Below are 12,762 nucleotides of genomic sequence, written 5' to 3'. Positions count from 1 at the left end.
CGGAACGCGCATCTCTACTCTATAGAGTCAGCGGGTAGCCATGCTGGCGCGGCATGCACGACTAGCGGCCACGGCCCCACGCCCGCCTATTTTTGCCATTTCCATCGGGAAGCCACAATGATTGGCATCAAAAGCATCGCCAGCTACGTACCTGTCGAGGGCGTTGACAATTACGCTCAGGGTGCGAAGTTCGGTAAGGATCAGGATTTCATCTTCGGCAAGATTGGTTCGACGTTCTTGCCGCGCAAGGCTCGGGAACAGGAAACCTCCGACCTCTGTGTCGAGGCCGCCAAGGCCCTGTTCGCGGGCAACCCGGCGCTGGACCCGGCGTCGATAGATGCAGTGATTGTCGTCACCCAGAACGGTGACGCCGAAGGACTGCCGCACACCGCTGCCATCGTTCAGCACAAGCTCGGCCTGGCAACCCACGTCGCTGCTTTCGACATTTCTTTAGGCTGCTCGGGCTACGTCTACGGTCTGTACGCCATGAAGGGCTTCATGGAAGCCGCAGGCCTGAAGAATGGCCTGCTGATCACGGCCGATCCGTATTCGAAAATCGTTGATCCGGAAGATCGCAACACCACCATGCTGTTTGGCGATGCCGCGACCGCTACCTGGATGGGCGAGGATGCCCGCTGGCAGTTGGGCAAGGCACTGTTTGGCAGTGACGGCGCCGGGGCCGAGCATTTGCGCACCACCGACGGCAAGTTCTTCATGAACGGGCGTCAGGTGTATAACTTCGCCTTGGTGAAGATCCCCGCGCATCTGCAGCAACTGCTCGATGCCAGCGCGTTGCAGGCCACTGACATCGATCTGTATTGCCTGCATCAGGGCAGTGCAGCGATCGTCGATGCGGTGTCGTTGCGTTTCAAGGAGGGCGAGCACAAGCAGCGCTTCGTCAAGGATATGGTCGAGACCGGCAATACGGTCTCGTCGAGCATTCCGCTGTTGCTGGAGAAGCACGTGCTGGGCTCGCAGCATCGACGCGTCGCCTTGAGCGGCTTTGGTGTTGGCCTGTCATGGGGTTCGGCGATCATCGAGCGCCGCGACTGACGGGACCCGCCGAGCGGGTGAACAAACGCCGCCTTTTCAGGCGGCGTTTTTATTGGCTGTGCCGACGTCTGAAACTTGGCGTCAACTCCTTGATTTCATTGGGCTGGCCGGATGCCACCAAAAATTGTTGAAAATCCGCTAAAGCAATGAGCTGTGACGACGATAACTATTACGAAGGTTCTCTGTGCCGCACCGGGCGAATTGCCAAGGCCGGAAGCCGTAGTACCCAATTAACGAGGAATTCGTCATGGCTTTGACCGTTAACACCAACACTACTTCCCTGAACGTTCAGAAGAACCTGAACCGTGCTACCGACGCGCTCAGCACTTCGATGACTCGTCTGTCTTCCGGCCTGAAAATCAACAGCGCTAAAGATGACGCTGCTGGCCTGCAGATCGCTAACAAAATGACCTCGCAGATCCGCGGTCAGACCATGGCAATCAAAAACGCCAACGACGGTATCTCCATCGCCCAGACCGCTGAAGGCGCGATGCAAGAGCAGACCAACATTCTGCAGCGTATGCGTGAACTGGCTATCCAGTCGCGAAACGACACCAACAGCGCTGAAGACCGTGAAGCTCTGGACAAAGAGTTCCAGTCGATGGCTTCCGAGCTGACCCGTATCGCTGACAGCACCCAGCTGAACGGCAAGAACCTGCTGGACGGTTCGGCTTCGACCATGACCTTCCAGGTCGGCTCGAACACCGGCGGCGTCAACCAGATCACCATCAACCTGAGCCAGAAGTTCGACGCCACCTCGCTGGGTGTTACCTCGGGCATCAACATTCAGGGTTCCAGCTCCACCCTGGCTGAAACCAACTTCAGCGCCGCTGTAGGTGCAATCGACGACGCTCTGGCAATCATCAACAGCAACCGTGCTGACCTGGGTGCTTCGCAGAACCGTCTGACCAGCACCATCAACAACCTGCAAAACATCAACGAAAACGCCGAAGCCGCTCGTGGCCGTGTACAGGACACCGACTTCGCTTCTGAGACCGCTCAGCTGACCAAGCAGCAGACTCTGCAGCAAGCGTCGACTTCGGTTCTGGCTCAGGCCAACCAGCTGCCATCCGCTGTACTGAAACTGCTTCAGTAATCGCTGATGGTCATCGGCGGGGGAGTGCACATTGAGGCGCTCCCCCGCCTTTTCGTTACGAGGTGGTAGGCATGGACATGAGCGTCAAGCTGAACCTGTCTTACCCGGCCGTGCGTTCGGCCGAGCAGGTCGCCGACAAGCCCGTTACCGATACAGCGGTGACCCGTGCGGCGGATACCCATCGAGTCGCTGATGCGAAAGAACCTTCGTCGGTGATTGATGCCGAACAGGTACGCAACGCGGTATCGGAAATCGAAAAATTCTTGAGCACCTCTCGACGCAATCTGGAATTCTCCACTGATGAAGATTCCGGCAAGATAGTGGTCAAGGTCATCGCCAGCGAGACTGGTGAGCTGATTCGTCAGTTGCCCTCGGAAGAGGCGCTGCGCATCGCCAGCAGTCTGAGCGATGTCAATAGTCTGCTGTTCGACGCCAAGGCATAATTGGCGCCGAGTGTTGCAGCAGTGAATAGAGGCGGCCCTGCACCAGCGGGGCGGCCGCACAAGTAGAGAGGGACACTACCATGGCAAGCTCGATCGTTTCCGACTTGGGTATTGGCTCCGGGCTGAACATCACCAACATCGTCAAGGTGCTGGTGGAGTCCGACACGGCTGCCAAGACTGCGCAGTTGGCCCGGCAGTCCAGCTACAACACCGCCTACATCTCTGGCGTTGGAGCCTTGCGCAGTGCCCTTACTGCTTTTACCACCGCCATGGGCAAGCTCAACGACAAGGCGGCGCCGTCTTTCAATGCGTTTGCCGCGACGTCGGCCAGCGACAGTGTGGTCAAGGCTACCGCCGGCAACACTGCAGTGGCCGGTAGCTACGCTATCGAAGTGAAAAACCTTGCCACCAGCTCCAAGGTGGCCAGCCAGGCCTTCAGTGGCGGCGCCAGTGAGTCGATTCCTCCAGGCGACCTGATCATCGAGCAGGGCGGCAAGACCTACAAGGTCACCGTCGGCGACGACGCTACCCTGCAGACCGTTCGCGATCAGATCAACAAAGAGCTGGGCACTTCGGGTTTCTCCGCCAACATCATCACCGGTGAAGATGGTGCACGTCTGGTGCTTGGCTCAGCCACCACTGGTGCTGGAAGTGACATTTCGGTCAGCGGTATCACCAAGCTGGAAATCGACGGCACCAAGTCGATGAAAACCGAAGGCGCCGGCTACATTACCGAGGCGGCCAAGGATGCGGTGGTGCTGATTGATGGTCTGGAGGTGAAAAGCGCCTCCAACACCATCCAGGATGCAGTCAGTGGTATCAGCCTCGAGCTGAACGGCGCCAGCGTTGCCGGCGTGGCTACCAAGGTCACTGTGGCGGCCAACAACGATGGTCTGAAGACCTCGGTGCAGGCCTTTGTCGACGCTTACAACACCCTGCAGAAAGCTGTCACCGCCCTGACCAAGACCAGCACCGATGAAGATGGCAACCTGGTGCTGGGTTCGCTGACCAACGACCCGACCACGCGTTCGTTGCTCTCCGATGTGCGCGGTGTGATGTCCGAGATGGGGGGAGGTGATCGCCTGACCACCCTCAGCCAGCTGGGTATCAACACCCAGAAAGACGGTACCCTGGAGTTCAACAGTACCAAGTTCACTTCGGCCATGAACGACAAGAAGCTGGGTAATGAGGTGCAGGCACTGTTCACCGGCACCAATGGCATCTTCGAGCGCATGAACAAGGCCATCGAACCGTACAACGCCACCGACGGTAGCCTGGCCACGCGCAAAGCCAACCTGGACAAGGTTGCCAAGAGCCTGGCCGATCAGCAGGCTGCGCTGGATCGTCGCACCGAGTCGCTGACCGAGGCGCTGACCAAGAAGTACGTTGCTCTGGATACCGCTTTGGGCAAGATGAAAGCCCAGGCTGATCAGATCACCTCGATCTTCGAAGCGCTCAACGCGCAGGCCAAGAAATCCTGACCTGTCATTGCTGAACAACAAGCCCGGTAGCGTCCGTTAGACGCACCGGGCTTTTTGTTTTGCCGCTAAAGTTTTTTGACGCGGCGGCGATATACAGGGTATACGCAACCTTTTTCGCTGCAACGAGGTAGATCCATGAACCCGATGTTGGCCCTTCGGCAGTACCAGAAAGTAAACGGCGCGGCGCAGACCTCTGAGGCCAGCCCGCATCGCCTGGTGCAAATGCTCATGCAAGGTGGTCTTGATCGCCTGGCTCAGGCCAAGGGCGCGATTGCGCGCAATGATATTGCCCAGAAGGGCATCCTGTTGGGCAAGGCCATCGATATCATCGGCGGCCTGCGTGAAGGTCTTGACCTGGAAAACCACGCCGAGAGCCTGGCTGAACTGGACAACCTCTACACCTACATGAGCCGCCGCCTGGTCGAAGCCAACCTGAAGACCGACCCGGCGATCATCGACGAAGTCGCGCGCCTGCTGATCACGGTCAAGGAAGGCTGGGATGCGATCGCCGACCAACAGCCTGAAGGCTGATTCAAGGAGCGTGTCATGAGCGAGGTGATCGAGCGTATCGAGCAGACCCGGCAAGCGCTGCTGACGGCATTGGCCGGCCGCGACTGGGATGCAGTGGGCGAACTCGACCTCGAGTGTCGGCTGTGCGTCGAGGACGTGCTGGCCGAAGCGTCGCACAACGAAGGGGCGGTGCGGGAGAGCCTTGAGCAGTTGCTCGAGGTCTACCGGCACCTGATCGAAGTTGCAAGCGGCGAACGTCAGACAATAGTCGACGAGATGATGCAAATCCGTCAGGCGAAAAACGCGGCTAAGGTATACCATCTGTTCAGCTGACACTGATGAGATACAAAGAGCTGCGCGCCATAAATTTGACTGTGTGGTTTTTTTTGACTTTACTAGTGGCTGTATTCGAATTTCAGACGTCCGAACACTGACCATTCAGTCGGAATGATGTCGAGCACGCCCTATCGGGCGCCGATATGACTAGGGAAGTTGCTATTGCATGTGGCGTGAAACCAAGATTCTCCTGATCGATGACGACAGCGCCCGCCGCCGCGATCTCGCGGTGGTGCTGAACTTTCTCGGCGAAGAAAACCTGCCCTGCTCGAGCCAGGACTGGCAGCAGTCGGTAGAGTCTTTGTCTTCGAGTCGTGAAGTGCTCTGTGTCCTTATCGGCGCCGTCAGTGCACCGGCCACGGTGCTAGGGGTGCTTAAGACAGTGGCTGCCTGGGATGAGTTCCTTCCGGTGCTGCTGTTGGGTGACAATTCTTCTGCGGAGTTCCCGGAAGAGCTGCGCCGGCGGGTCCTGTCCAATCTCGAGATGCCGCCGAGCTACAGCCAGTTGCTCGACTCGCTGCACCGTGCCCAGGTTTATCGCGAGATGTACGACCAGGCGCGCGAGCGCGGCCGCCAGCGCGAAACCAACCTGTTCCGCAGCCTGGTCGGCACCAGTCGGGCGATCCAGCATGTGCGGCAGATGATGCAGCAGGTCGCGGACACCGATGCCAGCGTGCTGATCCTGGGTGAGTCGGGTACCGGCAAGGAAGTCGTGGCGCGCAACCTGCACTACCACTCCAAGCGTCGCGAGGCACCGTTCGTGCCGGTCAACTGCGGTGCGATCCCGGCGGAGCTGCTCGAGAGCGAGCTGTTCGGTCATGAGAAGGGCGCCTTTACCGGGGCGATCACCAGCCGTGCCGGGCGCTTCGAGCTGGCCAACGGCGGTACCCTGTTCCTCGACGAGATCGGCGACATGCCGCTGCCGATGCAGGTCAAGCTGCTGCGCGTGCTGCAAGAGCGTACCTTCGAGCGGGTCGGCAGCAACAAGACCCAGAGCATCGATGTGCGGATCATCGCCGCAACGCACAAGAACCTCGAGAACATGATCGAAGAGGGGACCTTCCGCGAAGACCTCTACTATCGGCTGAATGTGTTCCCCATCGAGATGGCCCCGCTGCGCGAGCGCGTCGAGGACATCCCGTTGCTGATGAACGAGCTGATCTCGCGCATGGAGCACGAGAAGCGTGGCTCGATCCGCTTCAATTCGGCGTCGATCATGTCGCTCTGCCGGCACGGCTGGCCGGGCAACGTGCGCGAGCTGGCGAACCTGGTCGAGCGCATGGCGATCATGCATCCCTATGGCGTGATCGGTGTCTCGGAGCTGCCGAAGAAATTCCGCTATGTCGACGACGAAGACGAGCAATTGGTCGACAGCCTGCGCAGCGATCTCGAAGAGCGCGTGGCGATCAACGGCCATGCGCCGAGCTTCCCTGGGCATGCCATGCTGCCGCCTGAAGGGCTGGACCTCAAGGACTACCTGGGTAACCTGGAGCAAGGCCTGATCCAGCAGGCGCTGGATGATGCCAATGGCATCGTGGCGCGTGCGGCGGAGCGTCTGCGGATTCGCCGGACCACCTTGGTCGAGAAGATGCGCAAGTACGGCATGAGCCGGCAGGGCGGCGAGGACCAGGCGGAGGATTGACGCCTGTCTCGACCCATTAAGTTATCCATCGCCTGCATTGGGGCCGCTCCGCGGCCCATCGCGACACAAGGCCGCTCCCACGCCGACCGTGCTATGCCCACATTTACAGGGCATGCGCGGACACTGTGGGTGCGGCCTTGCGTCGCGATGGGCCGCAAAGCGGCCCCGGCATTCTTGAGTGAAACGCATCAGGGTCAGGCGGCAGCTGATTACCCTTAGCTCCGGCACGGCTATTGCTACACCGCTGGCAACACACCGTTTTTATGACGGTCAGCCACGCGAGAGAGCACGATGCCCCAGGCCGCCCCGATGTCCCGAGCCCCTGATCCGCAGCGCCCGGTCGAGCAGGAAAGCCGACAAGGCCTCGAGCAGGCGTTCGCCCTGTTCAGTCAGGTCTCCAGCCAGTTGAACGCGTCGTACGGCATGCTCGAGGCGCGGGTGCGTGAGCTCAAGGGCGAACTCGCCGTGGTCAGCGCCCAGCGCATGGCCGAGCTGGATGAAAAGGAACGTCTGGCCAACCGCCTGCAGAACCTCCTCGACCTGCTGCCTGGCGGGGTCATCGTGATCGACGCGCAAGGCTTGGTCAGCGAGGCCAACCCGGCCGCCTGCGAGCTGCTCGGCGAGCCGCTGATCGGCCAGCTGTGGCGCCAGGTCATTGCCCGCAGCTTCGCTCCGCGCAAGGACGACGGCCACGAGGTGTCGCTGCGCGACGGTCGGCGCCTGTCGATCGCCACCCGTTCGCTGGATGCCGAGCCCGGCCAACTGGTGCTGCTCACTGACCTGACCGAAACCCGTCGCCTGCAGGACCAGCTCGCCCGGCATGAGCGGCTGTCGTCGCTGGGGCGCATGGTGGCGTCGCTGGCCCACCAGATCCGCACACCGCTGTCGGCGGCGATGCTCTATGCCGGTCACCTGGCCGACCCGCAACAGGACCTGCCCAAGGACACCCGTCAGCGTTTCGCCGACAACCTCAAGGAGCGCCTGCACGAGCTCGAGCATCAGGTCCGCGACATGCTGGTGTTTGCCCGCGGCGAGCTGCCGCTGGCTGACCGAATCACCCCCAAGGGCTTGTTCCAGGCATTGCAGCAGGCCGCCCAGGCCCATGTGCAGGGGCATGCGGTGCGCTGGCAGTGCGATATCCACCTGGGTGAATTGCTGTGCAACCGCGACACCCTGGTCGGCGCCTTGCTCAACCTCTTGGAAAACGCCTTGCAGGCCAGTACCGGCCCGGCGCGGGTGAAGGTTCACCTGTTCCGTCGCGATCAGGCCCTGCACCTGTGTGTCAGTGATGCCGGCTGCGGCATCGACGCGCCGCTGCTGGCGCGCCTTGGCGAGCCGTTCCTGACCACCAAGGCCACCGGCACCGGCCTTGGCCTGGCGGTAGTGCAGGCGGTGGTGCGTGCGCACCAGGGCACCTTGCAACTGCGCTCGAAGGTCGGTCGCGGAACCGTGGTGCGTGTCGTCCTGCCGCTGATCGGCGAGCTGCCGGCGGAGGCTTTCTGATGGGTGTGAAGGTGCTGCTGGTCGAAGATGACCGGGTCCTGCGGCAGGCCCTGGGCGATACCCTGGAAATCGGCGGCTTCGCTTACCTGGCGGTGGGCAGCGCAGAAGAGGCGCTCGAGGCCGTTGCTCGCGAGTCGTTCAGCCTGGTCCTCAGCGACGTGAACATGCCGGGGATGGATGGCCATCAGTTGCTCGCGCAGTTGCGCAGCGAGCATCCGCAATTGCCGGTGCTGCTGATGACGGCCCACGCCGCGGTCGAGCGTGCGGTGCACGCCATGCGCCAGGGCGCGGTCGATTACCTGGTCAAGCCCTTCGAGCCCAAGGCCCTGCTCAGCCTGATCGAGCGCCATGCCGGCGGTCGCGTCGGTGGCGCTGATGAAGAGGGGCCGGTCGCCTGCGAGCCTGCCAGTCGACAATTGCTGGACCTGGCGGCGCGGGTCGCGCGCAGCGATTCGACCGTGCTGATTTCTGGCGAGTCGGGCACCGGCAAGGAAGTGCTGGCGCGGTACATCCATCAGCATTCTTCGCGGGCGGCGCAGGCGTTTGTCGCGATCAACTGCGCGGCGATCCCTGACAACATGCTCGAGGCGACCCTGTTCGGGCATGAGAAAGGTGCCTTTACCGGAGCCATTGCCGCCCAGGCGGGCAAGTTCGAGCAGGCTGATGGCGGTACCTTGCTGCTCGATGAGATCTCCGAGATGCCGCTCGGTTTGCAGGCCAAGCTGTTGCGCGTATTGCAGGAGCGGGAGGTCGAACGGGTGGGAGGGCGCAAGCCGATCGCCCTGGATATTCGCGTGCTGGCGACCACCAACCGCGACCTCGCCGGTGAAGTGGCGGCGGGGCGCTTCCGTGAAGACCTGTTCTATCGCCTGTCGGTATTCCCCTTGGCCTGGAGCCCGCTGCGCGAGCGCAGCGGCGATATCCTGCCGCTGGCCGAGCGCCTGCTGGCGCGCCACGTGGCCAAGATGAAGCACGCCCCCGTGCGTCTCTCTGCCGCGGCGCGCAGTTGCCTGCAGGGGCATGCCTGGCCGGGCAATGTGCGTGAGCTGGACAACGCCTTGCAGCGGGCCTTGATCCTCCAGCAGGGTGGGCTGATCGAGGCGGCGGATTTTTGTCTGGGTGGCGCGGTCGCGCTGCCGACGCCGCCAGCGGCCATTGCCCTGCCGCTCGCGGTGGCGGCGGCCGAAGAGTGCGGCGGCCTCGGCGACGACCTGCGCCGGCATGAGTTCCAGATGATCATCGACACCCTGCGGGCCGAGCGCGGTCGACGCAAGGAGGCCGCTGATCGCCTGGGTATCAGCCCGCGCACGCTGCGCTACAAGCTGGCCCAGATGCGCGACGCCGGGCTCGATGTCGAAGCCAGCCTGTTCGGCTGAAACAAGCTTTTACGTGATTCTGAGGTGGGCTGGCATTGCTCTTGCTAGCTCCAGCCTATCCGCTGCATGAGTGTCAAAAAAATGCGGCCGCCGGAGAGAGAAGGTCATGAGCCAAGGTGTTGAATTCAATCGTCTGATGTTGGACATGCGGTCCATGCAGGCCGATGCCATGTCGCTGCCCAAGGTCGCTGCCGCGCCTGAGCTGGCGCCCGGGCAGAGCAGCTTTGCCGACATGCTTGGCCAGGCCATTGGCAAGGTGCATGACACCCAGCAGGCGTCGTCCAACCTGGCCAACGCCTTCGAGATTGGCAAGAGCGGCGTCGACCTGACCGACGTGATGGTCGCCTCGCAGAAGGCCTCCGTGTCGTTCCAGGCGTTGACCCAGGTACGCAACAAGCTGGTCCAGGCGTACCAGGACATCATGCAGATGCCGGTTTGAGGACAGATTGAGTCATGGCCGAAGCAGTCGTCGATAACGTCCCCACCAAGAGTGGTCCGCCAGTGGCCAAGCCGCCGCTGTTCGGCATGTCGTTCCTGGAAAACATCTCGCAGATGCCCGTGTTGCGTCAGGTCGGCCTGCTGGTCGGTCTGGCCGCCAGCGTGGCCATCGGCTTTGCCGTGGTGCTCTGGTCGCAGCAGCCAGACTACCGGCCGCTCTACGGCAGCCTGGCCGGCATGGACACCAAGCAGGTCATGGACGTGCTGGGTGCGGCCGACATCCCCTATAACGTGGAGCCCAATTCCGGCGCTCTGCTGGTCAAGGCCGACGACCTCTCCCGTGCGCGCCTGAAGCTGGCGGCCGCAGGCGTTGCGCCGAGCGATGGCAACGTCGGCTTCGAGCTGCTCGACAAGGAGCAGGGCCTGGGCACCAGCCAGTTCATGGAAACCACTCGCTACCGGCGCAGCCTGGAAGGCGAGCTGGCGCGTACCGTGTCGAGCCTGAACAACGTCAAGGCCGCCCGCGTGCACCTGGCGATCCCGAAGAGCTCGGTATTCGTGCGCGACGAGCGCAAGCCCAGCGCTTCGGTGCTGGTCGAGCTGTACCCGGGTCGTGCCCTCGAGGCGGGCCAGGTCATGGCGATCGTCAATCTGGTGGCGACCAGTGTGCCTGAGCTCGACAAGACCCAGGTCACCGTGGTCGACCAGAAAGGCAACCTGCTCTCGGATCAGCTGCAGGACACCGAGCTGACCATGGCCGGCAAGCAGTTCGACTACAGCCGCCGCATGGAAGGCATGCTCACCCAGCGTGTGCACAACATTCTCCAGCCGGTGCTGGGCAATGACCGCTACAAGGCTGAAGTGTCCGCCGATGTCGACTTCAGTGCCGTCGAGTCGACGTCCGAGCAGTTCAACCCTGACCAGCCAGCCCTGCGCAGTGAACAGTCGGTCGATGAGCAGCGCACCAGCAGCCAAGGTCCGGGAGGGGTCCCGGGCGCCCTGAGCAATCAGCCTCCGGCCGCCGCTGCAGCGCCGCAGAACGCCACCGCCGCGGCCACGCCCGCAGGTGCGATTCAGCCTGGCCAGCCGCTGCTGGACGCCAATGGCGCGCAGATCATGGACCCGGCCACCGGCCAGCCGATGCTCGCGCCGTACCCGGCCGACAAGCGCAAGCAGTCGACCAAGAACTTCGAGCTGGACCGCTCGATCAGCCACACCCGCCAGCAGCAAGGCCGCCTGAGCCGCCTGTCGGTGGCCGTGGTGGTCGACGACCAGGCCAAGATCGATGCCGCCACCGGCGAGACCACTCGCGCGCCCTGGGGCGCCGAGGACCTGGCGCGGTTCACCCGCCTGGTGCAGGACGCGGTCGGCTTCGACGCCAGCCGTGGCGACAGCGTGACGGTGATCAACGTGCCGTTCGCGCCTGATCGCAGCGTGGAAATCGCCGAGGCGGCGTTCTACACGCAGCCGTGGTTCTGGGACATCATGAAGCAGGTGCTGGGGGTGATCTTCATCCTGGTGCTGGTGTTCGGCGTACTGCGCCCGGTGCTCAACAACATTACCGGCGGGGGCAAGCGCGCCTCTGCAGACGGCGACATGGAACTGGGCGGGATGATCGGTCTGGATGGCGGCGAGCTGGCCAACGACCGTGTCAGCCTGGGTGGCCCGCAAAGCATTCTGTTGCCGAGCCCGAGTGAGGGTTACGAGGCACAGCTGAACGCAATCAAGGGCCTGGTGGCCGAAGACCCGGGCCGTGTGGCCCAGGTCGTAAAAGAGTGGATCAACGCCGATGAGTGATAACCGAGCCGTTACCGCCAAGCTGAGCCGCACCGACAAGGCGGCGATCCTCCTGCTGTCCCTGGGCGAGACTGACGCCGCGCAGGTCTTGCGGCACATGGGCCCCAAGGAAGTGCAGCGGGTCGGTGTGGCGATGGCGCAGGTGGGTAATATCCACCGCGACCAGGTTCAGCAGGTGATGAGCGAGTTCGTCGAGATCGTCGGCGAGCAGACCAGCCTGGGCGTGGGTTCCGACGGCTACATCCGCAAGATGCTCAACCAGGCGCTTGGCGAAGACAAGGCCAACGGCCTGATCGACCGCATCCTGCTCGGTGGCAACACCAGCGGCCTGGACAGCCTGAAGTGGATGGAGCCGCGTGCGGTGGCCGACGTCATCCGTTTCGAGCACCCACAGATCCAGGCCATCGTGGTCGCTTACCTCGACCCTGACCAGGCCGGTGAAGTGCTGGGCAACTTCGACCACAAGGTGCGCCTCGACATCATCCTCCGGGTGTCGTCGTTGAACACCGTGCAGCCGGCGGCGCTGAAGGAGCTGAACCAGATCCTCGAGAAGCAGTTCTCGGGCAACTCCAATGCCGCGCGCACCACCCTGGGTGGTATCAAGCGTGCCGCCGACATCATGAACTTCCTCGACAGTTCGGTCGAAGGCCAGCTGATGGACTCGATCCGCGAGATCGACAACGACCTGTCGGAGCAGATCGAAGACCTGATGTTCGTCTTCAACAACCTCGCCGATGTCGACGACCGGGGTATCCAGGCGCTGCTGCGCGAAGTGGCTTCGGACGTGCTGGTGGTGTCCCTCAAGGGCGCCGACGAGCGGGTCAAGGACAAGATCTTCAAGAACATGTCCAAGCGTGCCTCCGAGCTGCTGCGCGACGACCTCGAGGCCAAAGGGCCGGTACGGGTCAGCGACGTCGAGACGGCGCAGAAGGAAATCCTCACCATCGCCCGGCGCATGGCCGATGCTGGCGAGATCGTGCTCGGCGGCAAAGGCGGCGAGGAAATGATTTAACAAGCGGCAAGCTGCAAGCTGCGAGCTACAAGAGAAAGCGGGCGCGCGTCAGGCTGCTTTTTCTTGCAGCTGAGG

12 protein-coding genes are annotated in these 12,762 nt (G+C 62.5%); all 12 read left to right on the top strand.

Going from position 1 to position 12,762, the window contains the following annotated elements:
- Positions 1-117: 117 nt before the first annotated feature.
- The 12 genes from CCOS865_RS18215 to fliG all read left to right on the top strand — a co-directional run bounded on the left by CCOS865_RS18215 (position 118) and on the right by fliG (position 12,687).
- Positions 118-1,053: a ketoacyl-ACP synthase III gene (locus tag CCOS865_RS18215; protein WP_119143371.1), complete on the top strand. Its 936-nt coding sequence runs from the start codon at positions 118-120 to the stop codon at positions 1,051-1,053.
- A 247-nt stretch (positions 1,054-1,300) separates the two neighbouring features.
- On the top strand, positions 1,301-2,149 hold the full coding sequence (locus CCOS865_RS18210) for a flagellin domain-containing protein (RefSeq protein ID WP_119143370.1): 849 nt from the start codon (positions 1,301-1,303) through the stop codon (positions 2,147-2,149).
- Between the two features lie 71 nt (positions 2,150-2,220).
- Entirely contained in the window at positions 2,221-2,592 is a 372-nt protein-coding gene (locus CCOS865_RS18205; protein ID WP_119143368.1) for a flagellar protein FlaG, read from the top strand.
- A gap of 80 nt (positions 2,593-2,672) precedes the next feature.
- Positions 2,673-4,073 carry a flagellar filament capping protein FliD gene (gene fliD, locus CCOS865_RS18200; protein WP_119143366.1) on the top strand — a complete coding sequence of 467 codons (1,401 nt, stop codon included), beginning with the start codon at positions 2,673-2,675 and terminating at the stop codon, positions 4,071-4,073.
- A 135-nt stretch (positions 4,074-4,208) separates the two neighbouring features.
- Positions 4,209-4,604 (top strand): flagellar export chaperone FliS, encoded by a 396-nt coding sequence (gene fliS, locus CCOS865_RS18195; RefSeq protein ID WP_119143364.1) that lies wholly within the window; start codon positions 4,209-4,211, stop codon positions 4,602-4,604.
- A gap of 15 nt (positions 4,605-4,619) precedes the next feature.
- Positions 4,620-4,916, top strand: a complete 297-nt coding sequence (gene fliT, locus CCOS865_RS18190; protein ID WP_119143362.1) for a flagellar protein FliT — start codon at positions 4,620-4,622, stop codon at positions 4,914-4,916.
- 169 nt (positions 4,917-5,085) lie between these two features.
- Positions 5,086-6,561 carry a transcriptional regulator FleQ gene (gene fleQ / locus CCOS865_RS18185; RefSeq protein WP_119143360.1) on the top strand — a complete coding sequence of 492 codons (1,476 nt, stop codon included), beginning with the start codon at positions 5,086-5,088 and terminating at the stop codon, positions 6,559-6,561.
- Positions 6,562-6,852: 291 nt separating this feature from the next.
- Positions 6,853-8,064 carry a sensor histidine kinase gene (locus CCOS865_RS18180; protein WP_119143358.1) on the top strand — a complete coding sequence of 404 codons (1,212 nt, stop codon included), beginning with the start codon at positions 6,853-6,855 and terminating at the stop codon, positions 8,062-8,064.
- On the top strand, positions 8,064-9,440 hold the full coding sequence (locus tag CCOS865_RS18175; RefSeq protein WP_119143356.1) for a sigma-54-dependent transcriptional regulator: 1,377 nt from the start codon (positions 8,064-8,066) through the stop codon (positions 9,438-9,440). The genes CCOS865_RS18180 and CCOS865_RS18175 overlap by 1 nt, the downstream gene beginning before the upstream one ends.
- Before the next feature lie 106 nt (positions 9,441-9,546).
- Positions 9,547-9,879 carry a flagellar hook-basal body complex protein FliE gene (gene fliE, locus CCOS865_RS18170; protein ID WP_119143354.1) on the top strand — a complete coding sequence of 111 codons (333 nt, stop codon included), beginning with the start codon at positions 9,547-9,549 and terminating at the stop codon, positions 9,877-9,879.
- Positions 9,880-9,893: 14 nt separating this feature from the next.
- Positions 9,894-11,675, top strand: a complete 1,782-nt coding sequence (fliF, locus tag CCOS865_RS18165) for a flagellar basal-body MS-ring/collar protein FliF (protein ID WP_119143352.1) — start codon at positions 9,894-9,896, stop codon at positions 11,673-11,675.
- Positions 11,668-12,687 carry a flagellar motor switch protein FliG gene (fliG, locus tag CCOS865_RS18160; protein ID WP_119143350.1) on the top strand — a complete coding sequence of 340 codons (1,020 nt, stop codon included), beginning with the start codon at positions 11,668-11,670 and terminating at the stop codon, positions 12,685-12,687. Before fliF ends, fliG begins: the two co-directional genes overlap by 8 nt.
- Positions 12,688-12,762: the final 75 nt, after the last annotated feature.

The sequence above is a fragment of the Pseudomonas reidholzensis genome, from assembly GCF_900536025.1.
In the GTDB taxonomy this organism is placed as follows: domain Bacteria; phylum Pseudomonadota; class Gammaproteobacteria; order Pseudomonadales; family Pseudomonadaceae; genus Aquipseudomonas; species Aquipseudomonas reidholzensis.
Note: the sequence above shows the minus strand (reverse complement) of the source record. Positions and strands in the feature narration are given on the sequence as shown.

Coding starts and splice junctions, on each gene's coding strand:
- fliD (WP_119143366.1), top strand. CDS start 2,673: ATGGCAAGCTCGATCGTTTCCGACTTGGGTATTGGCTCCGGGCTGAAC.
- fliE (WP_119143354.1), top strand. CDS start 9,547: ATGAGCCAAGGTGTTGAATTCAATCGTCTGATGTTGGACATGCGGTCC.
- CCOS865_RS18205 (WP_119143368.1), top strand. CDS start 2,221: ATGGACATGAGCGTCAAGCTGAACCTGTCTTACCCGGCCGTGCGTTCG.
- fliT (WP_119143362.1), top strand. CDS start 4,620: ATGAGCGAGGTGATCGAGCGTATCGAGCAGACCCGGCAAGCGCTGCTG.
- CCOS865_RS18175 (WP_119143356.1), top strand. CDS start 8,064: ATGGGTGTGAAGGTGCTGCTGGTCGAAGATGACCGGGTCCTGCGGCAG.
- fliG (WP_119143350.1), top strand. CDS start 11,668: ATGAGTGATAACCGAGCCGTTACCGCCAAGCTGAGCCGCACCGACAAG.
- CCOS865_RS18180 (WP_119143358.1), top strand. CDS start 6,853: ATGCCCCAGGCCGCCCCGATGTCCCGAGCCCCTGATCCGCAGCGCCCG.
- fliF (WP_119143352.1), top strand. CDS start 9,894: ATGGCCGAAGCAGTCGTCGATAACGTCCCCACCAAGAGTGGTCCGCCA.
- CCOS865_RS18210 (WP_119143370.1), top strand. CDS start 1,301: ATGGCTTTGACCGTTAACACCAACACTACTTCCCTGAACGTTCAGAAG.
- fliS (WP_119143364.1), top strand. CDS start 4,209: ATGAACCCGATGTTGGCCCTTCGGCAGTACCAGAAAGTAAACGGCGCG.
- fleQ (WP_119143360.1), top strand. CDS start 5,086: ATGTGGCGTGAAACCAAGATTCTCCTGATCGATGACGACAGCGCCCGC.
- CCOS865_RS18215 (WP_119143371.1), top strand. CDS start 118: ATGATTGGCATCAAAAGCATCGCCAGCTACGTACCTGTCGAGGGCGTT.